This window comes from Alloyangia pacifica, assembly GCF_020524285.1.
In the GTDB taxonomy this organism is placed as follows: domain Bacteria; phylum Pseudomonadota; class Alphaproteobacteria; order Rhodobacterales; family Rhodobacteraceae; genus Salipiger; species Salipiger pacificus_B.
The window spans coordinates 95059-113750 of record NZ_JAIVKX010000002.1; the positions used below are offsets into that span (position 1 = coordinate 95059).

At 68.6% G+C, this 18692-nt stretch carries 16 protein-coding genes; 12 read left to right on the plus strand and 4 right to left on the minus strand.

All coding sequences use genetic code 11. The features are described from left to right. Window positions 1-167: 167 nt before the first annotated feature. Together LC039_RS01325 and LC039_RS01330 are read right to left on the minus strand one after the other, a co-directional pair. Entirely contained in the window at window positions 168-1127 is a 960-nt protein-coding gene (locus tag LC039_RS01325; protein WP_226621261.1) for a delta-class carbonic anhydrase, read from the minus strand. Window positions 1128-1396: 269 nt separating this feature from the next. Continuing rightward, on the minus strand, window positions 1397-2080 hold the full coding sequence (locus LC039_RS01330) for a DUF2270 domain-containing protein (RefSeq protein WP_226621262.1): 684 nt from the start codon (window positions 2078-2080) through the stop codon (window positions 1397-1399). A 303-nt stretch (window positions 2081-2383) separates the two neighbouring features. Between LC039_RS01330 and LC039_RS01335 the strand changes: the two genes are divergently transcribed. Then, a complete protein-coding gene (locus LC039_RS01335; RefSeq protein WP_226621263.1) occupies window positions 2384-3928 on the plus strand; it encodes a trimethylamine methyltransferase family protein in 1545 nt (514 codons plus the stop codon). 9 nt (window positions 3929-3937) lie between these two features. Here LC039_RS01335 and LC039_RS01340 read toward each other — a convergent pair whose 3' ends face one another. After that, window positions 3938-4234 (minus strand): DUF6477 family protein, encoded by a 297-nt coding sequence (locus LC039_RS01340; protein ID WP_226621264.1) that lies wholly within the window; start codon window positions 4232-4234, stop codon window positions 3938-3940. A 319-nt stretch (window positions 4235-4553) separates the two neighbouring features. Here LC039_RS01340 and LC039_RS01345 point away from each other — a divergent pair, with 319 nt between their 5' ends. Continuing rightward, the gene (locus tag LC039_RS01345) at window positions 4554-5615 is read left to right on the plus strand and encodes a DUF6456 domain-containing protein (RefSeq protein ID WP_226621771.1); all 1062 of its coding nucleotides are present in this window, start codon (window positions 4554-4556) and stop codon (window positions 5613-5615) included. Between the two features lie 84 nt (window positions 5616-5699). Here the strand turns inward: LC039_RS01345 and LC039_RS01350 are convergent, their stop codons facing one another. Further along, window positions 5700-7214 carry a catalase gene (locus LC039_RS01350; RefSeq protein ID WP_226621265.1) on the minus strand — a complete coding sequence of 505 codons (1515 nt, stop codon included), beginning with the start codon at window positions 7212-7214 and terminating at the stop codon, window positions 5700-5702. 107 nt (window positions 7215-7321) lie between these two features. On the opposite strand from LC039_RS01350, the gene LC039_RS01355 reads away from it, so the two are divergent. The 10 genes from LC039_RS01355 to LC039_RS01400 all read left to right on the plus strand — a co-directional run bounded on the left by LC039_RS01355 (window position 7322) and on the right by LC039_RS01400 (window position 18670). Next, window positions 7322-8263 carry a LysR substrate-binding domain-containing protein gene (locus tag LC039_RS01355; protein ID WP_226621266.1) on the plus strand — a complete coding sequence of 314 codons (942 nt, stop codon included), beginning with the start codon at window positions 7322-7324 and terminating at the stop codon, window positions 8261-8263. A gap of 631 nt (window positions 8264-8894) precedes the next feature. Beyond that, window positions 8895-9326 carry a hypothetical protein gene (locus LC039_RS01360; protein ID WP_226621267.1) on the plus strand — a complete coding sequence of 144 codons (432 nt, stop codon included), beginning with the start codon at window positions 8895-8897 and terminating at the stop codon, window positions 9324-9326. Window positions 9327-9636: 310 nt separating this feature from the next. Beyond that, on the plus strand, window positions 9637-11205 hold the full coding sequence (locus LC039_RS01365) for an arylsulfatase (protein ID WP_226621268.1): 1569 nt from the start codon (window positions 9637-9639) through the stop codon (window positions 11203-11205). A 128-nt stretch (window positions 11206-11333) separates the two neighbouring features. After that, the gene (locus tag LC039_RS01370) at window positions 11334-12317 is read left to right on the plus strand and encodes an HAD family hydrolase (protein ID WP_226621269.1); all 984 of its coding nucleotides are present in this window, start codon (window positions 11334-11336) and stop codon (window positions 12315-12317) included. Window positions 12318-12341: 24 nt separating this feature from the next. Continuing rightward, the gene (locus LC039_RS01375) at window positions 12342-13346 is read left to right on the plus strand and encodes an AAA family ATPase (protein WP_226621270.1); all 1005 of its coding nucleotides are present in this window, start codon (window positions 12342-12344) and stop codon (window positions 13344-13346) included. A gap of 21 nt (window positions 13347-13367) precedes the next feature. Continuing rightward, window positions 13368-14345 carry a DUF58 domain-containing protein gene (locus LC039_RS01380; RefSeq protein WP_226621271.1) on the plus strand — a complete coding sequence of 326 codons (978 nt, stop codon included), beginning with the start codon at window positions 13368-13370 and terminating at the stop codon, window positions 14343-14345. Then, window positions 14342-14839: a DUF4381 domain-containing protein gene (locus tag LC039_RS01385; protein WP_226621272.1), complete on the plus strand. Its 498-nt coding sequence runs from the start codon at window positions 14342-14344 to the stop codon at window positions 14837-14839. The genes LC039_RS01380 and LC039_RS01385 overlap by 4 nt, the downstream gene beginning before the upstream one ends. Further along, complete coding sequence (locus tag LC039_RS01390) at window positions 14836-15843, plus strand: VWA domain-containing protein (protein ID WP_226621273.1); 1008 nt, start codon at window positions 14836-14838, stop codon at window positions 15841-15843. The genes LC039_RS01385 and LC039_RS01390 overlap by 4 nt, the downstream gene beginning before the upstream one ends. Next, window positions 15840-17411, plus strand: coding sequence for a VWA domain-containing protein (locus tag LC039_RS01395; RefSeq protein WP_226621274.1), 1572 nt, complete (start codon window positions 15840-15842; stop codon window positions 17409-17411). The genes LC039_RS01390 and LC039_RS01395 overlap by 4 nt, the downstream gene beginning before the upstream one ends. Then, entirely contained in the window at window positions 17411-18670 is a 1260-nt protein-coding gene (locus tag LC039_RS01400) for a hypothetical protein (RefSeq protein WP_226621275.1), read from the plus strand. Before LC039_RS01395 ends, LC039_RS01400 begins: the two co-directional genes overlap by 1 nt. Window positions 18671-18692 lie beyond the last annotated feature (22 nt).

An 18692-nucleotide genomic window follows, 5' to 3' on the forward strand; every position in this document is an offset into this window, starting at 1 on the left:
GCCCCGCGCGCAAGAGGGTGGGTGCGGGCTGGATGGAATTGCCGGGCTCCGGCGGCGCGACCGGGCGCGTCCGGGGCCATGCGCGCGCACGGGGCGCCGGGTTGATCCGATAAAGTCGATCCGGGCCAGTCGCTCCGTTTCAGTCGCTCCGTTTTAGTCGCTCTGGCTCAGTCGATCTGGCTGAGCAGCGACGGGGCGGTCACCAGCCGGCGCACGCCGTGGCTGTGGCTCTCCTCGAAGACGTTGCCCATGGCGGCCCAGGCGTCGAGCGTGGCGATGTCGAGCCGGGCACAGCGCGGGCGGACCGACCATGTCACCTGCAGCGGCGAGCAGATCTGCTGGCTGTAGCTCGGCCCGGTGGTGGAGCCGCGGAAGACGACCGGCGTGCCGGTGCCGCCGGGCAGGTCGCGGGCCTGGTGGCGGCCATTGCGCATCGTGCCGAGGTAGATGAAATCCCGGAAGTCGAGCGCGTTCGGATCATTGACCACGAGGAACACCTGCGCCTCCACCCTCAGCTCGGGGTTGGCGCAGCTTTCGGACAGGCAGGAGCCGAGACCCGGGCCGGGTGTGACGTCGCAGGAGGTATGGACCCAATGCACCTCGATCGTGTCGCCGGGCTCGACCCCTTCGAAGCGCGCGGGGCTACCGGCCGGGCGGGTCAGCTCGGCGGCGCTGAGCCCGGATGAGCCCGCGCATTTGAAGCCGCCGTTCTCCTCGGGGCCGGCGTAGATGGAGAATCCCGGACCGAGGTGTTCCGCATTGGTGTGGGTGTGGATGTTGCACAGGGTCATTTCCTCCGGCGGCGGCGCGAGACCGAAGGACACCGGGTTGCTGCCGTAGGTGTTGCCGATGTCGCGCGGTGTCTGCGGGCCGAAGCCAGTGCAGAGCGCGCCGGGGTCTCCATGGGGTGCGGCGGGTGCGGCGGCATGTGCGGCGCTTGCCGGTTCCGCCGCATGCCCGGCACTCTGGCCCGATGCGTGCTCCGCGGGCTGACCGCCACCGTGCTCCGCTGCGTTGTCATGGGCTTCGGGGGGATACGTGACCTTGTTCTCCGCCGGGGCGCCATTTGCGAGGCCGAGCAGGGCGGAAATGGTGAGGGCCGAGAGGAGGAAGGGGCGCGTCGTCATGATATCCTCGCATGGTGTTGGCGCCGCACTTTCAAGAGGCGCGGTTCTTGGGAACCCGCTGCATCAGCACAGTGCGAGCAGGGGGCGTGACCGTTCAGGGAAGCGGCGCCCTACGATGGCGCGCTACCTTTCCGTGTCACCCTGCCTTGCGTCGTCACTTGCGTCTTCGGCTGTGCGTTGCCTGGGCCTTCATGCCGTGCGTTGCCAGCGGTCGCGGCCAGATTGGGGCAAAGAGTTGAACCGGCGCTTAACGCCGCGCGGTGAATGGCTCAGTAAATGGCATCGGGAAGCGAGAGATCCTGCTCGACCCGGGCGCTCTTGTCCTTGCGCTGGCTCCAGACGGCCAGCGCGGCGAAGAGCCCGGAGTAGAGCAGCCCGCCGATGGCCATCGCCTCGCCGGGGATGGCGCCGACGGCGGCGCGCTGCAGCGCTTCGTCGAGGCTCTGCACCGGCGTCGGATGCACGGTGATTTTGCCGATGAAGGCGAGAAGCTGGATCAGCATGATCCAGAAATAGCTGCGCCGGATGCGCCGCCCCATGGCGTGCAGGTAGGAGATGCCGAACTCGGGCCGCGCGTAGTCGTCGCGCAGCTCCCTTGCCCAGTCGGACCCCGGCAGCGTCGCGCCGCCGAGGATCGGGCCGTAGAAATTCACCTCCATGCTGCGGAAGCGCCGGCGCCAGAGGTCGCAATAGCGGTAGCGGCGCGCCTCGAGCGTCAGGAAGAAGAGGTTGGAAATGCCGACCAGCACCAGCGGCAGCGGCGAGGCGTCGGGCGCGGCATAGGCGATGGAGAGCGCCACGCCCAGCGTCACCACGGCCCAGTTGGTGGTGGTGTCGAGCCGGGTGCGCCAGACGGTGCAGCGGTAGACCTCGCCACGGTAGAGATGCGCCAGGGCGCCGATCTCGGCCCCGTCGAGCGGGCGGCCGCTGATTTCGAGTTGTACATCCTTCATCTGCTGCCCCGTTTCCGGACCGGATGCGCAAAGTGGATCAAGAGCAGGGGCCCGACCGGCCCGCAGCGGCGGCCCGCGCGCGGCGATTCAACCAGCTTTGGTGCCCGAACCAGACCTGCCCATCGACCCTGCACTGCCGGTCGACGCCCTTCACCCGGAAAAGATTCTCATCAGAATCATCTTAAGAAGCCGTTTCGAGGTCCGAAGATGTCGTATTTGTCGCGGAGGCGGCGCAAACTCGTCTCTGGTGCCCCGGGCGCTGGGCTACTACTGGTCGGGCATGCGAAGGAACGGGAGAGCGCCATGTCGGAGACAGAAACGCGGAAACGGGCACGCAGCGGCGGCGGGGCGGCCCGGCGGGCGGCACGCGGCTCGGCACGGATCGAGACCGCCCGGTTCATCGAGCGCAACATCCCGAATTTCGAGCTGCTGACCGAAGAGGCGCTGGAGATGATCGAGGCCGGTGCCGAGACGGTGCTGGCGGAGATCGGCGTCAATTTCGTCAACAATCCCGGCGCGCTGGCGCTGTGGAAGGAGGCCGGGGCCGAGGTCGAGGGGGAGCGTGTGCGCATTCCGCGCGGGTTGGCGCGGCAGCTCTGCGGCCACGCACCGTCGCGCATCACCCAGCACGCCCGCAACCCCGCGCGCAGCGTCGAGATCGGCGGACGCTCGCTGGTGCTGGCGCCGGTCTACGGCCCGCCCTTCGTGCATGACGCCGAGAAGGGCCGGCGTTACGGCACCATCGAGGACTTCCGCAACTTCGTGAAGCTGGGGCAGATGTCGCGCTGGCTGCACCATTCGGGCGGCACGCTCTGCGAGCCTACCGACGTGGCGGTCAACAAGCGCCACCTCGACATGCTGCATGCGCATATGACCCTGTCGGACAAGCCCTTCATGGGCTCGGTGACCGAGCCGAGCCGGGCGCAGGACAGCGTCGACATGTGTGGCCTCCTCTTCGGCGAGGACTTCGTGCAGCGCAACACGGTGATGACCTCGCTGATCAACATCAATTCGCCGCTCACCTTCGACGACACGATGATGGGCGCGCTCGAGGTCTACGCGCGCAACAACCAGGCCTGCATCGTCTCGCCGTTCATCGTCGGCGGGGCGATGGCGCCGGTTTCCGTGGCGGGGACGCTGACGCAGGTGCTGGCCGAGGCGATGGCGGGCATCGCCTACGCGCAGCTGGTGCGCCGCGGCGCACCGGTGATCTTCGGCGCCTTCGTCACCTCGATCGACATGAACTCCGGCGCGCCCACCTTCGGCACGCCCGAGGCCTCGCAGATCAGCTACGGCGTCGGCCAGCTGGCCCGGCGGCTCGGGCTTCCCTACCGCTCCGCCGGGAGTTTCTGCGGCTCCAAGCTGCCCGACGCGCAGGCGGCCTACGAGAGCGCCAACTCACTGAACATGGGGCTGCAGGCAGGGGTCAACTTCATGCTGCACGCCTGCGGCTGGCTCGAGGGCGGGCTGGTGGCCTCCTACGAGAAGTTCGTGATGGATGCCGACCAGCTCGGCGCGCTGCACAAGATGGCGCAGGGTGTGACGGTCGACGCGCAGACGCTGGCGCTCGATGCGATCCGCGAGGTCGGGCCGGGCGGGCACTACCTCGGTTGCGCCCACACGCAGGAGAACTTCAAGACCGCCTTCTGGCGCTCGGAGCTGTTCGACTACAAGCCGTTCGAGACCTGGTCGGAAGAGGGCGCGCGCGACACCATGCAGCTCGCCACCGCGCGGGTGAAGGCGCTGCTGGAGAGCTATGAGCAACCCGCCATCGACCCCGGCGTGAACGAGGCGCTGGCGGATTTCGTGGCGCGCAAGAAGGCCGCCGTGCCCGACGCCTTCCTCTGAGGCGGCGGCTCAGGCCACCAGCTCCCGCGCAGCCGCGCGCAGGCGCGCCTCGCCGATGATCGCCGCAAGCAGTTCCACGTGGCGCGCCGCCGCATAGCTTGCGGCGCGGCCGCGGCGGCTGTGGTCGAGCGCCGTCTCCAGCTCCATCAAGCGCAGCAATGCGGCGCCATGGCGTGCCGGGTAGGGCGTGCCGAGCAGCCGCGGCAGGCAGGCGTCGCGCCGGTAGTCGTCTGCGCCATGGCGCGCGGCACGCACGAGAAGGCGCGGGCGGCGCAGGCCGTCAAGGCGGCTCTGGAGGTCCTGCATCGGTCGTCTCCCATTCGATGAACAGGCAGGAAGACTGACACGGCAGCCGGGGGTGTTGCCCGGCGCCCGGCGCTGCGTGCGCGGGGTTTACCGATGTTTATAATTTGTAGACAAGACTGGTAAATGTCTAATTTCATTAACTTTTAGATAACTTCGGCGCAATCAGTTTTCAGGTTCACTTTCGCAAGCCCTGCGATAGCGGGGTGCAACCTAGGGGACTTGTTCGATGAGCCGCCACGACGTTTTTTCCAAGGACTTCGCAGAGAATTTTCCCGGGCATTCCAGAAGGGCGCCCGGCCTTCCGGCCTGGGTGCCCGACATGGCCCGGCTCTACCTCGCGCATACCGAGGACGGCGAGGCGATCCGCGCGCTGGCGCGCGCGGCGGGCTGCCATGCGTCGACCGTGCTGCGCCAGGTGCGCCGGATGGAAACGCTGCGGGACGACCCGCTGGTGGACGAGGCGCTGCGCCGGCTGGGCGCCGCCCGGACCGCGCCCGCCGCAAGCGCAAGGGAGGTGCGACGGATGACAGGATCGCAGGATCGGGACGGGGAGCGGGGCACGATGCCGGATGCGGCGACGCTCTCGCGCGAGGCGCGGCGGGTGCTGCGCCGCCTGTGCGAGAGCGGCGCGGTGCTCGCCGTGGCCGCCGAGATGGACAAGGCCGTTGTGGTCCGCGACACCGGCGAGGGCGGCTCGGCCCGCACCGCGGTGGTCGAGGTGCCGGTGGCCGAGGCGATGGCGCTCAAGCGCTGGATCCGCTGCGACGCACCGGGGAGGATCTCGCGTTACCGGATCACCCCGGCCGGGCGCAGCGCGCTGGGGCGGCTGCTGGCCGAACAGGAAAGCCGGCTGCGCGGCTTCTCAGAGGCGCAGGCCGGCTTCGACAGCGGATGCGCGGCCGAGGCGGCGCTGGCCGAGGAGGAGGGCGCGCGCGGGCGTCGGCGCTACGCGGCGGCCGAGAGCCCGCTGGCCTCGCTCGGGCGGCGCCGCGACCGCGACGGCAAACCCTTCCTCGACGAGGTGCTGCTGCGCGCCGGCGAGCGGCTGCGCGAGGACTTCGAGCTGGCGCAGATGGGGCCGCGGGTGACGCAGAACTGGGACCAGTTTCTCACCGCGGGGGTCCGCCCGGACGGGTCCGGGCTGCCGCCGCAGGGCGCCGAGGCGGCACGGGCGCGCTTTACCGGCGCGCTGCGCGAGCTGGGGCCGGGCCTCGGCGACGTGGCGCTGCGCTGCTGCTGTTACCTCGAAGGTCTCGAGGAGACCGAGCGGACCCTGGGCTGGGCCGCGCGCTCGGGGAAGGTCGTGCTGCGCATCGCGCTGCAGCGGCTGCGGCGGCACTACGAGGGGCTGGACGCCGCGGGCGGCGGGCTGATCGGCTGAAGGGCACGCGAGAAAGACGTTGTGCCATGCAAGAGGGGCGGAGCCGCTGGCTCCGCCCCTTGATCGTTGCGCTCTGAGAGTGACTTACTCCGCCGCGCGGACCGGCGTGTCGTCGGTGACCGGGATCCCCGGATAGTCGTCGATATTGCCGCTCTCGAGGTCGGCCGCGGCCTTCTTCACACCGGCGAGGTAGTCGGGGTGCACCCGCTCCAGCACCGCGTACCAGCGCTCGCGGACACTGTCCGAAACCGGTGCCATGGCGCGGGCCATGTTGAGGTGCAGCCGGGCGCGTTCGTCATCGCCCAGGACCTCGGCATAGAGCGCACGGGGCTGGACGTAATCGGCGTCCTTGTCCTCCTGCGTGTAGCGGTCGGCGTCGCCGGAGATTTTCAGCGGCGGCTCCATGACCGAGGAATCCGCCTTGGCCGACTCCTCGTATTGGTTCGGCTCGTAGTAGGCGTCGACATGGCCGGTCTGCTGCGGGAAGAACCGCATGGAACCGTCCTTGTGGTAATGGTGCACCGGGCACTTCGGCGCGTTGGCGGGCAGCGCCTCGTAATGGGTGCCGAGACGGTAGCGGTGCGCGTCGGCATAGGCGAAGACCCGGCCCTGCAGCATCTTGTCCGGCGAGAAGCCGATGCCCGGCACCTTGTTCGACGGCGAGAAGGCGGCGTTCTCGATCATCTGGAAGTAGTTGTCGGGGTTCTTGTTGAACTCGAGCATGCCCACCGGGATCAGCGGGAAATCCTTGTGCGACCAGACCTTGGTCAGGTCGAACGGGTTGAAGTCGAGTTCGGCGGCCTGTTCCTCGGGCATCACCTGAATGTTCAGCTCCCACTTCGGGAAGTTGCCCTCGTCGATCGCGTTGTAGAGGTCTTCCTGGTAGCTCTCGCGGGTCTCGCCGACGATCTTCTCGGCCTGCTCGTTGGTGTAGTTCTTGATCGGCTGCTGGCAGCGGAAGTGGAACTTCACCCAGAAGCGCTCGCCCTTGTCGTTCCACATCGAGAAGGTGTGCGAGCCGTAGCCGTGCATGTGCATCGGATTCTGCGGAATGCCGCGGTCCGACATCAGGATGGTCACCTGGTGCACCGACTCGGGTTGCCCGGCCCAGAAGTCGAACATCGCCTCGGGCGAGCGCAGGTTGGTCTTGGGGTGGCGCTTCTGCGTGCGGATGAAGTCGGGGAACTTGAAGGCGTCGCGGATGAAGAAGATGGGGGTGTTGTTGCCCACCATGTCCCAGTTGCCTTCCTCGGTGTAGAACTTCACCGAGAAGCCGCGCACGTCGCGCTCGGCGTCCGCGGCGCCCTGTTCGCCCGCCACGGTGGACCAGCGGGAGAGGATGTCGCAGGTGTTGCCGACCTTGGAAAAGAGCTTGGCGCAGGTGTACTGGCTGATGTCATGGGTCACGGTGAAGGTGCCCTGCGCGCCCCAGCCCTTGGCGTGCACCACGCGCTCGGGGATGCGTTCGCGGTTCTGGTGGGCGAGCTTCTCGATCAGCTGGTAGTCTTCCAGCAGCACCGGGCCGCGCGGGCCGGCGGTGGTCGAGGTCTCGTTGCTGGGAACCGGCGCGCCGGCGGATGTGGTCAGTCGCTTGCTCATGACGTGCTCCGTATGTGTTGGGCGGAAATGTCTCGCTGAGCGTTCAACTAGAGGGCGCTTCATAAGTTCCCAATTGCGAAGAATTGTTGAAGTGATAGGAATTTCCTATGTCTTTGACGCTTCGCCAACTCACCTACTTCCGCGCGCTCGCCGAGCAGCGCAACTTCCGCCGGGCGGCGGAGGCCTGCAATGTCTCGCAGCCGGCGCTCTCGGTGCAGATCCGCGAGCTCGAGGCGGCGCTGAACGGACCGCTTGTCGAGCGCCAGGCGCGCGACGTGCTGCTCACCCCCTTTGGCCGAGAGGTGCTGGAGAGCGCCGACCGCATCCTAGCCGAAGTCGCGGGGCTGGAGCACGCGGCGCGGCGGCGCGGCGGGCTGACGGGCAAGCTCTCGCTCGGCGTGATCCCGACCATCGCCCCGTATTTCCTGCCCGAGGCGCTGGCCGCGTTGCGCGCCGAGGACATCTCGCTCGACGTCGAGGTGACCGAGAACAAGACCGAACGGCTTCTGTCATTGCTCGCCGAGGGGGCGCTCGATGCGGCGCTCGTCGCCATGCCGATCAAGGAGGAGGGGATCGAGGTGCTGCCGCTCTTCGAGGACCGCTTCCTGCTTGCCGGCAGTGTCGCGCGGCTGGACCAGATCCGCGGTGTGCCCAGCCCCGAGGGGCTGGCTGAAAGCCAGTTGCTGCTGCTCGAAGACGGCCATTGCCTGACCGACCAGGCGCTGGCGGTCTGCGGCCGGGGCAGGGGCAATGCGCGGATCAACATGGGGGCGACCTCGCTCTCGACACTGTCGCGGCTGGTGGCGGCGGGCTTCGGGCTGACGCTGATGCCCGAGGTGGCGGCGCTGACCGAATTGCGCGCCTCGCCCGGCATGCGGCTGCGGCGCTTCGCCGAGCCGGAACCGGCGCGGATCGTGGCGCTGGCGCGGCGCGCCTCCAGCCACCGCGAAGGCTGGTTCACCGAGCTGGCGGATGTGCTGCAGACCGTGGGCGAAGGGCTGGTGGACGGCGTGCGGCAGAGCGCCGAGATCTGCGAGGCGTCGGGTTGAGTGCACCGCGCCGATGCGCCGCGCCGGGAGCAGGCGTTTCGGGGTCAGGCTCCCGCAAGCAGGGATGCTGTCGGAAACGCGTATGAAGCCGCACAGGAAACCTGTGCGGCTTCTTGGTCCTTTAGCGACTCCTCTGCCCAGGCCTTGATCGCTGGGGAAACGAGGATGCCATAGGCAGGCAGAGCCGGTTCGGGACTTGAAGGATTGGAGCCTTGGGACGCGGCTCCCTTCCTGGGGAAGCCCGGCGTTGAGGGAAAATGTAACGCCGAGCCGCAAAGACGCTTGGTCGACCTAGCGGGACTCGTAACAACAGATGATTCTAAATGACGTCAGACTGGTAACAGGGTCAGAATACAGGCTTTGTTGCATGCGGCTATCCCTGATTTTTCGTGTTTCAGAGCGGTAACAGGTCACCTTGCTGCGGTGCCGCAGGGTAATGTACGGAAATCATGGGCTAAATCTTGCCGATATGGTGGCGGACCGTTGCTTGTTGCAAACACAGTGTTTCCGAAATGTGAGGTGAGGGTGCAGAATGATGTCGAAAAATCTCCCAAAAGATGTGATTTTTTATAGAATTGTCGCGCTAAAGTAGAATTACCCTAAGTCTTCAGTCGCCCGGAAAGGGGCTGTCATGATCGGGATCAAGACATTCACCTACACTTTTGCCGTGCCTTATTTCTTGCCTCTCCTGCTCGCGGTGCCGCAGGCGCAGGCGCAGTCCAGCGCCGAGGTGGCCTTTGAGCCCGGCAATTACGGAACGATGCTCAGCGGGACGCTCACCGGCGACGCCTACATGGATTACTATCTCGGCGCGTCGGGCGGACAGGAGCTCTTCGTCGACCTGAGCGTGTCGAGTACCGATGGCACCGGCTCGGTCTATCTCAACGTTCTGCCGCCGGGCAGCACCGGCGAGGCGATCTACGTCGGCTCGATGGACGAGGACAGCAGCGAGACGGTGCCGCTGCCCGAGGACGGCACCTATACGATCCGCGTCTATCTCATGGGCAATGACCGCGATGCGGGCAAGACGGTGGGATACAACCTCGATGTGTCGATCCAGTGAGGTGTCGATCTGCGGAGGCGGTTGCATCCCGGTGCGGTCGGCGGGCCTTTGCCGTGGATCGGTGATATTTTTATGAAATGCAACGACATGGTTGCTTTTGAGCAGGGCTGGTTCAATACTTCTCGCTAAAGGCGAGTTTCCTTAGGGATAGCCTCGCCTTGTGTGTGACGTGTCCGGGAGGGGATCTTGCGGTTTTCCGAAACGAACAAGCCCCGACCACCGATCGTCAGCCTCTCGGCCGTTTCGGGGAGGCAAGCTGGGCACGGTGGTTGGTTTCGCTTTTTTTAGCTGATTTTCTAGGGAGATTTTCATGACACGGAAACTTTTGACGACGCTGGTCGTCGGGTCCGCGCTGGCCTTGGGCTCCGCTGCCTGGGCGCAGGATGACAGCGCGGACATGCCGAACATCCTGGTGATCTTCGGGGACGACATCGGTCAGACCAACCTGTCGACCTACAGCTTCGGCCTGATGGGCTACACCACGCCGAACATCGACCGGATCGCCACCGAGGGCGCCAAGTTCACCGACTACTACGCCGAGCAGAGCTGCACCGCCGGGCGGTCGACCTTCCTCACCGGCCAGTCGACGCTGCGCACCGGCCTGTCGAAAGTGGGCCTGCCGGGCGCCAACGCCGGCCTTCAGGCCAAGGACGTGACGCTGGCCTCGGCGCTCAAGGACCTGGGCTACGCCACCGGCCAGTTCGGCAAGAACCACATGGGCGACCGGGACGAGTTCCTGCCCACCGCGCATGGCTTCGACGAGTTCTTCGGCAACCTCTACCACCTCAACGCCGAGGAAGAGCCGGAGCAGTTCAACTATCCGCAGGACCCGGAATTCCGCGAGCGCTTCGGCCCGCGTGGCGTGCTGCACTCCTATGCCGACGGCGAGATCGAGGACACCGGCCCGCTCACCCGGAAGCGCATGGAGACCGTCGACGAGGAGACCGCTGCCGGGGCCATCGACTTCATGACCCGCGCGGTGGAGGCGGGCACGCCCTTCTTCACCTGGTACAACACCACGCGGATGCACTACAAAACCCACGTGCGCGAAGAGAACCGCAGCGCACCGGGGCTGACCGCGCCGACCGAATACGCCGACGGCATGGTCGAGAATGACGGGGTCGTGGGCACGGTGCTCGACGCGCTCGACGAGCTCGGCGTCGCCGACAACACCATCGTCATCTACACCACCGACAACGGCCCGCACCAGAACACCTGGCCGGATGCCGGCACCACGCCGTTCCGCTCCGAGAAGAACACCAACTGGGAAGGCGCCTACCGCGTGCCGGCACTGATCCGCTGGCCCGGCGTCATCGAGCCCGGCACGGTCTACAACGAGATGTTCTCTGGCCTCGACTGGTTCCCGACCCTCATGGCGGCAGTCGGCGATACCGACATCAAGGAGCGGCTGCTTGAGGGGACAACCATCAACGGCAAGGAGTACAACAACTACCTTGATGGCTATAACCAGCTCGACTACCTGACCGGCGCCACGGATGAGGGCGCACGCAACGAGTTCTTCTATCTCAACGACGACGGCGAGATCGTCGGCCTGCGCTACGAGAACTGGAAGGTGGTGTTCAAGGAGCAGCGCATGAAGGGCACGATGGCGGTCTGGGCCGAGCCTTTCACCAACCTGCGCGTGCCCAAGATGTTCGACCTGCGCGCCGATCCCTACGAGCGGGCCGACATCACCTCGAACACCTATTGGGACTGGCTGAGCGATCACGCCTACCTCGTCGCCCCGGCGGCGCAGGAAATCGCCAAGTTCTTCGCAACCTTCGAGGAGTTCCCGCCGTCGCAGCGGCCGGACAGCTTCTCGATCGATCAGATCCAGGAAGACCTGAACAACAGCCTCGCGAATATCGGCAGCAACTGATCTCGCTGCACCTGACCCGGGCCGGCGCGCGTCGCCGGCCCGGCCATTCTTGACCTGCCCGACCATTCTTGACCTGATTGTCTTGCGGCGCCGCGATTTGAAGGCGCCCGCTCTTGAAGGGGATACCTATGCCCATTCCGCACGCGCCCTGCGCCGCTGCCCTTGCTGCGCTCCTCGTCGCCGCCCCCGCGCTTGCCGACCCGCTGCCCTCGTGGAACGACACCGGGTCGAAGGCGGCGATCATCGAGTTCGTCGAGAGCGTGACCGATCCGGACTCGGACAGCTACGTGCCCGAGGACGACCGTATCGCCACGTTCGACAACGACGGCACGCTCTGGACCGAGCAGCCGGTCTATTTTCAGGCGCTCTACGCGCTCGACGTGCTGCAGGAGAAGGCCAAGGCCGATCCGGGCATCCTCACCACGCCGGCCCTCGAGGCCGGGGCCAAGGGCGACGTCGGCGGCATCCTCGCCACCGGCATGGAGGGGCTGCTCGAGGTGATCAACGTCTCGCACGCCGGGCTCACGGTGGAGGAGTTCCAGGCCGACGCGCTCGACTGGCTGACAAATTACACCCATCCGACGACGAAAAAGCCTTATGTCGACATGGTCTACCAGCCGATGCTCGAGCTGCTGAGCTACCTGCGCGACGAGGGTTTCAGCACCTATATCGTTTCCGGCGGCGGCATCGACTTCATCCGCGCCTTCTCCGAGGACGCCTACGGCATCCCGCCGTGGCAAGTGGTCGGCACCGAGGGCAACACCGCCTACGAGGTGGTCGAAGGGCTGCCGATGCTGACCAAGAACGGCGGCGTCACCTTCATCGACGACAAGGAGGGCAAGCCGGTCGGCATCGCCCGCCACATCGGCCGCAAGCCGATCTTCGCCGCGGGCAATTCCGACGGCGATTTTGCCATGCTCGAATACACCACCCACGGCGACGGCCCGTCCTTCGGCCTGCTGGTGCATCACACCGATGCCGCGCGCGAGTTCGCCTATGACCGCGAGGGCCATATTGGCACGCTGAACCGCGGCCTCGACGAGGGGCCGAACCTCGGCTGGACCATCGTCGACATGGCGCAGGACTGGGCCAGGGTATTCCCGACCGAGTGATGTGCGTGGAAAGGTAAGGACGTTATGGAAGGCATGACCGAAAGCGGCACGCGGGCGCAGATCGACAGCCTGCGCGCCCGCATGGGAGAGGCGATCATCGGCCAGCGCGAGGTGATCGAGCGGCTGCTGATCGGCCTTCTGGCCAACGGCAACCTGCTTGTCGAGGGGCTGCCGGGCCTTGCCAAGACCCGCGCCATCAAGGCGCTCGCCCGCAATCTCGAATGCGATTTCTCCCGAATCCAGTTCACCCCGGACCTGCTGCCCTCGGACGTCACCGGCACCGAGGTCTACTACCAGAGCGAGGCCGGCGGCGAGTTCCGCTTCGAGGCCGGGCCGATCTTTGCCAACCTCGTGCTCGCCGACGAGATCAACCGCGCGCCCGCCAAGGTGCAGGCGGCGCTGCTCGAGGCGATGGAGGAACGGCAGGTGACCGTGGCAGGCACCACCCACAAGATGGAGCCGCTGTTCATGGTCATGGCGACGCAGAACCCCATCGAGCAGGAGGGCACCTATCCGCTGCCCGAGGCGCAGATGGATCGCTTCCTGATGCATGTGAACATCACCTATCCGCCGGTCGAGGACGAGGTCGAGGTGATCCGCCTCGTGCGGGCCGAGGAGATCGCCGCGCAGCAGGGCGCCGGGACCGCCGCCGCCGAGGCCCACGCCCCGATCCCGCAGCAGGCGGTTTTCGCCGCCCGCCGCGAGATCGCCGCCTTGCGCGTGGCGCCGGAGATGGAGCGCTACATGGCCGATCTGGTCAACGCCACCCGCGTGCCCGCGGAGTTCGGCGATGACCTGAAACGCTGGATCGAGGTCGGCGCCAGTCCGCGCGCCTCGCTGGCGCTCGACAAATGCGGGCGCACCCATGCCTGGCTGGCGGGCCGCGACTACGTCGACCCCGAGGACGTCCGCGCCGTGGTGGCCGACGTGCTGCGCCACCGGCTGGGCTTGTCGTACGAGGCGCAGGGCGAGGGCGTCAGCCCCGACGCGGTGGTGGCCGAGATCGTCCGGCAGGTGGCGCTGCCCTGATCAGGGCCCGAGGAGGAGACCATGAAGGACCGCGCCGCCCGCATCCGCACCGGCACCCTGCCGAAGGCCCCGCAGGTCACGGATGATCCGCGCATCCACACCGATCTGGCCTACCTGCGCAGCCTCGAGGGCCCGGCGCGCGGGCTCAGCTTCCTGCCGCGCCAGCCGGCGCAATCGGTGCTCAACGGCCGCCACGCCTCGCGCTTGCGCGGGCGCGGGCTCAACTTCGAGGAACTGCGCGACTACCTGCCGGGCGACGACATCCGCGCCATCGACTGGAAGGTCACCGCCCGGACGGGAAAACCCCATGTCCGGGTGATGACCGAGGAGCGCGACCGCCCGGCGCTGATCGTCGTCGACCAGCGTATGTCGATGTTCTTCGGCACCCGTCGCGCGATGAAATCGGTCACCGCCGCCGAGGCCGCGGCGATGACCGCCTTCCGCATCCTCGACCAGGGCGACCGGGTGGGGGGCATCGTCTTCGGCGACGAGATGATCGCCGAGGTCCGCCCGCAGCGCAGCCGCGCCGCGCTCAACCGGTTTCTTACCGCGCTTGCCGAGGCCAATGGCCTGCTGCACGCCGAAGCGCCCAATGTCGCCCCCATCGGCCTGACACGGGTGCTGCGCGCCGTCGCCCGGATTGCCAGCCGCAATCACCTGATCATCGTGCTGAGCGATTTCGACGGCATCGACGGCGAGACCGACCGCATCGTGTCCGGGCTGGCGCGCCACAACGACCTGATCCTCGTGCCGGTGACCGACCCGAGCGCGGGCGAGATCCCGGCGGGGCTGAAGCTCATCGTCACCGATGGCGCGCTGCAGGCCGAGATCGACACCGGTGCGCCGGGCACGCGCAAGGGGCTGATCGAGATGTCGAAGGGGCGGCTGGCGGATGTTCTGGACTGGCAGCGTCGCTTCGGCGTGGCGATCCTGCCGCTCTCGGCCGGCGAGGAGACCCTGCCGCAGATGCGCCGCCTGCTGGGGCTCGGGCCGCGATGAACGAGGAGGGAGCGGAAACCGAGAGCCTCGTCGGGCTGATCAACCAGCTGATCGACCCGGTGCCGCCCGCGCCGGTATCGCTGATGCCGCAGACATGGGGCTGGGTGGCGCTGGCGCTGCTGCTCGCGGGGCTGCTGCTCTGGGGCCTCTGGCGCTGGCATCGCCGCCACCTGGCGAATGCCTACCGCCGCGCGGCGCTGGCCGAACTGGACCGGGCAGGCACCACCGCCGAACTCGCCGCCATCCTGCGCCGCGCCGCGCTCGCGGCCTTTCCGCGCGCCGAGGTCGCCTCGCTCACCGGCGCCGACTGGACCGCCTTTCTCAGCCGCACCGGCCGCAGCCGCTTCCCGGACACCGCCGGAGAGGAGCTGCGCCGCGCGCCCTACCGCGACCCGGATGCCGCGCCGTCGCCCGAGCTGCGCCGCGCCGCCGAGCGCTGGCTGAAGACCCATCGCGCGGCGCCCGCCACACTCGCGCGGGAGCTGACCGCATGATCTCGCTCGCCGCCCCCTGGCTGCTCCTGCTTCTGCCGCTGCCGCTGCTTGTCCGCTGGCTGCTGCCGCCCCATCGCGAGCGTGAAAGCGCGCTGCGCTTTCCGTTCTTCCGGCGCATGGCCGAGGCGGCGGGGGCCGAGCCGCGCGCCGGGGCGGTGGTGCTCTCGCGCCCGGTGATCTCGGCGATCACCGCCGGGCTCTGCTGGGCGCTGCTGGTGCTGGCGCTGGCCCGGCCGGAGCGGGTCGGGGCGCCGATCACCATCGAGAAGGCCGCGCGCGACGTGGTGCTGGCGATCGACATCTCGGGGTCGATGGACGCAAAGGATTTCGCCACGCCCGAGGGCGCGCGCATCCAGCGCCTCGCCGGGGTGCGGCAGGTGGTGGGCGATTTCGTCGCCGGTCGCGAGGGCGATCGCATGGCGCTGATCGTCTTCGGCACGGCGGCCTACCTGCAGGCGCCGCTGACCGACGATCTGACCACGATCACCGAGCTGCTGGACACCACCGAGGTCGGCATGGCCGGGCCGCACACCGCGCTCGGCGACGCCATCGGCCTGTCCATCCGCACCTTCGAGGCCAGCGAGATCGACCAGCGCCTGTTGATCCTGCTGTCGGACGGCTCGGACACCGCCAGCCGCATGAGCCCGGTCAACGCGGCGGAGATCGCCGCCGACCGGGGGGTGGAGATCTTCACCATCGGCGTCGGCGATCCCGAGGCGACGGGCGAGAACCGGGTGGATCTGGTGACCCTCCGGGCGATCGCCGAGCGCACCGGCGGGCAGTATTTCTTCGCCGAGGACGCGGCGGCGCTGGAGGCGGTCTACGCCCGGATCGACGCGCTTGCCCCGCGCGAGACGGAGACGCTCTCTTTCCGCCCGCGCCGGTCGCTGGCCTGGCTGCCCATGGCGCTGGCGGCGATGCTGGGGATCGGCGCGGTGCTCTGGCTGCAGCTGCGCGGGCGGCGGCGGGCGGTGGCCGGGGCGGCGACGGAGGAAACGGCATGACCGATCTGCCGCTTTTCCTCGAAGCCTTCCACTTCCTGCGCCCGCTCTGGCTGCTGCTGGTGCCGCTGGTTCTTCTGGTCTGGGGCTGGGTGCGTCGCCCGCTGCAGCGCGGGGCGATGCAGGCCGAGGGCATCGCCCCGCACCTGCGCGAGGCGCTGACGGTGGGGCGCGCGCAGCGAAGGCGGCTCAAGCCGATCGACGGCACCGCCGCGATCCTCATCCTCGCTGCGCTCGGCGCGGCGGGGCCGACGTGGTCGCGCCAGCCCGACCCGTTTGCGGCGCAATCCGCCCCGGCGGTGATCGTGCTCGCGGTGACGCCTGGGATGGAGCAGACCGACCTGCCGCCGTCGCGCCTCGAGCGCGGCAAGCAGAAGATCCGCGACTTTCTCGAGCTGCGGGCCGGGGCGCGCACGGCGCTGGTGGCCTATGCGGGGACCGCCCATGTGGTGCTGCCGATGACCGAGGACGCGCAGGTCATGGTGCCCTATCTCGAGGGGCTCAGCCCCGAGGTCATGCCGCGCGAAGGCGCGGTGGCGGGCGTAGCGCTGGCGCTGGCCGCGGCGATGCTCGCCGAGGAGACCGCGCCGGGCGGCATCCTCTTTGTCACCGACAGCCTCGACCCGGCGGATGTTGCGCCGCTCGATGCCAGCGCGGCGCCGCTGGCGGTGCTGTCGATGCGTCCGGAGGGCAGCCGCGACCGCGGGCTCGATGCGCTCTCGGCGCCGGTGATCGAGGTGACGCCCGATCCGTCGGACATCCGCAGGCTCGACGGGCTGCTCAATGCCGCCTACCGCCGGGCGCAGCTCGACGACGTGGATCAGCCCTGGGAGGACCAGGCGCATTGGCTGGCCTGGCCCGCGGCGCTGATCCTGCTGCTCAGCTTCCGCCGCGGCTGGACCATGCGATGGGCGGCGCTCGCGGCGATGGCGCTGCTTGCCGCGCCGCAGGGGGCGCGGGCCGAGGGTATGGCCGACTGGTTCCTGACGCCGGACCAGCAGGGCCGGATTGCGTTCGAAAACAAGCACTACGCGCGTGCGGCGGAGCTGTTTGTCGACCCGCTCTGGCGCGGCTATGCGCTCTACCGGAGCGGGCAGTACGACGATGCCGTGCTGGTGCTGGACCGGGTCGAGACCGCGCAGGCGGCCTTCATCCAGGGGCTGGCGCAGATCAAGGGGCGGCACTACCGCGACGGCGTGCGGGCCTTCGAGACCACGCTGGCGCGCGATCCGGACTATCCCGGAGCGGCGGAGAACCTCGAGACCGCGCAGCGCATCGTCGCCTATGTCGAGGCGGCGCAGCTGGCCTCCGACACCGGCGAGGACCAGGGGATCGGCGCCGACGAGGAGGTCTACGACAACGAGAGCGGGCAGGGCGAAGAGACGCTGCGCGAGGCCAGTGGTGCCGCGGAGGGCGGCTTGCTGACAGCCGAGCAATGGATGAACACGGTCGACACGCGCACCGGGGATTTCCTGCGGATGCGGTTTGCGCTCGAGGCGGCCCAGCCGCCTGCGAGCGCAGATGCGTCGGCGGAGCCTGCCGCCCCGGCGACCACGGAGGGCGGTCAATGATGCGCGTGCTTCTCCTTCTCGTCCTGCTTCTGCCATTGCCGCTACGGGCGCAAGACGCCGAAGATCTGCCGCAGCTCATCGTCGACTTCCCCGAGACCGAGGCGATCCCCGGCCAGTCGCTCAGCCTGCGGCTGACGGTGCTGGTGCCGAGTTTCATGCCGAAGCCGCCGGTCTGGCCGAGCCTCGAGGCGCCGAACCTGCTGGTGCGGCTGCCGTCGCGCTCCACCAACCCCGTCTCCGAGCGGATAGGTGGCGAGACCTGGGCGGGCATCTCGCGGCACTACCGGATCTCGCCGATGGTGCCGGGGCAGGTGGTGCTGCCGCCGCAGGAGGTGCTGGTCACCTGGCAGGACACGGGTACCGGCGAGGCGCGGCAGGCCACGCTGACCACCGGGCCGATCGGTTTCGCCGGGGTGGTGCCGGAGGGGGCCGAGGCGCTTGATCCGTTCCTCGCCGCCGCGGATCTGACGCTGACGCAGGAGATCGACGGCGACCCTGCTGCGATGGTGCCGGGCGACAGCCTGAAGCGGCGGGTGACGGCCGAGGTCTCCGGCGTCTCGCCGATGTTCCTGCCGCAGCTCCTGGCGCCGGTGGAACTGCCGGGGGTCGCCGCCTATCCGGACGAGCCGCGGCTGTCCGAGACCGATGAGCGCGGTGCGCTCAGCGGGTCGCGGGCGGAGAGCGTGACCTATCTCGCCGAGGCGGGCGGTGGCGGTGCGCTGCCGGAGATCACGCTCGAGTGGTACGACACCGATGACGGGGTGGTGAAGACCGCCTCCGTCCCGGGCCTTGAGTTGCAGATCGACGGCCCGCCCCCGGGCCGCAGCGCGCCGCTTGATCCACGGCGCATCGCTCTGCTGGCGGCGGCGGCGCTGGTGGCCCTGGGGCTGGTTTTCCTGGCTTTGCGCTACCTGCTGCCCGCGCTGGCGCGGCGGCGGGCGCTGCGGCGCGACAGGGTGCTGGCCTCGGAAGGCTTTGCCTGGCGGGAGTTGATGCGGGTGATTGCCGCGCGAGATCACGCGGCGCTGCGTCCGGCGCTCGATCTCTGGGCCAGACGCGTGGAGGGGCCGGACCCGCGCCGCGCCGCGCAGGTCGAGGCGGCGCTGCTGGCGCTGGGGGCGGAGCGCTACGGAGGCGGCGGCGGGGGCGGCGACACGGCGTGGTCGACCCTGCGCGGGGCGCTTGAGCAGGCCCGGCCGCGCCGGGGCGCCGAGGTCCGTGCGCCCTTGCCGCCGCTCAACCCCGGCGGGGCGCTCTAGACGCCGCGCCCCGGATGGGGTG

Excerpts from the sequence above, each read along its gene's own strand:
- LC039_RS01325 (WP_226621261.1), bottom strand. The coding sequence starts at position 1,127 with ATGACGACGCGCCCCTTCCTCCTCTCGGCCCTCACCATTTCCGCCCTG.
- LC039_RS01330 (WP_226621262.1), bottom strand. The coding sequence starts at position 2,080 with ATGAAGGATGTACAACTCGAAATCAGCGGCCGCCCGCTCGACGGGGCC.
- LC039_RS01335 (WP_226621263.1), top strand. The coding sequence starts at position 2,384 with ATGTCGGAGACAGAAACGCGGAAACGGGCACGCAGCGGCGGCGGGGCG.
- LC039_RS01340 (WP_226621264.1), bottom strand. The coding sequence starts at position 4,234 with ATGCAGGACCTCCAGAGCCGCCTTGACGGCCTGCGCCGCCCGCGCCTT.
- LC039_RS01345 (WP_226621771.1), top strand. The coding sequence starts at position 4,554 with ATGGCCCGGCTCTACCTCGCGCATACCGAGGACGGCGAGGCGATCCGC.
- LC039_RS01350 (WP_226621265.1), bottom strand. The coding sequence starts at position 7,214 with ATGAGCAAGCGACTGACCACATCCGCCGGCGCGCCGGTTCCCAGCAAC.
- LC039_RS01355 (WP_226621266.1), top strand. The coding sequence starts at position 7,322 with ATGTCTTTGACGCTTCGCCAACTCACCTACTTCCGCGCGCTCGCCGAG.
- LC039_RS01360 (WP_226621267.1), top strand. The coding sequence starts at position 8,895 with ATGATCGGGATCAAGACATTCACCTACACTTTTGCCGTGCCTTATTTC.
- LC039_RS01365 (WP_226621268.1), top strand. The coding sequence starts at position 9,637 with ATGACACGGAAACTTTTGACGACGCTGGTCGTCGGGTCCGCGCTGGCC.
- LC039_RS01370 (WP_226621269.1), top strand. The coding sequence starts at position 11,334 with ATGCCCATTCCGCACGCGCCCTGCGCCGCTGCCCTTGCTGCGCTCCTC.
- LC039_RS01375 (WP_226621270.1), top strand. The coding sequence starts at position 12,342 with ATGGAAGGCATGACCGAAAGCGGCACGCGGGCGCAGATCGACAGCCTG.
- LC039_RS01380 (WP_226621271.1), top strand. The coding sequence starts at position 13,368 with ATGAAGGACCGCGCCGCCCGCATCCGCACCGGCACCCTGCCGAAGGCC.
- LC039_RS01385 (WP_226621272.1), top strand. The coding sequence starts at position 14,342 with ATGAACGAGGAGGGAGCGGAAACCGAGAGCCTCGTCGGGCTGATCAAC.
- LC039_RS01390 (WP_226621273.1), top strand. The coding sequence starts at position 14,836 with ATGATCTCGCTCGCCGCCCCCTGGCTGCTCCTGCTTCTGCCGCTGCCG.
- LC039_RS01395 (WP_226621274.1), top strand. The coding sequence starts at position 15,840 with ATGACCGATCTGCCGCTTTTCCTCGAAGCCTTCCACTTCCTGCGCCCG.
- LC039_RS01400 (WP_226621275.1), top strand. The coding sequence starts at position 17,411 with ATGCGCGTGCTTCTCCTTCTCGTCCTGCTTCTGCCATTGCCGCTACGG.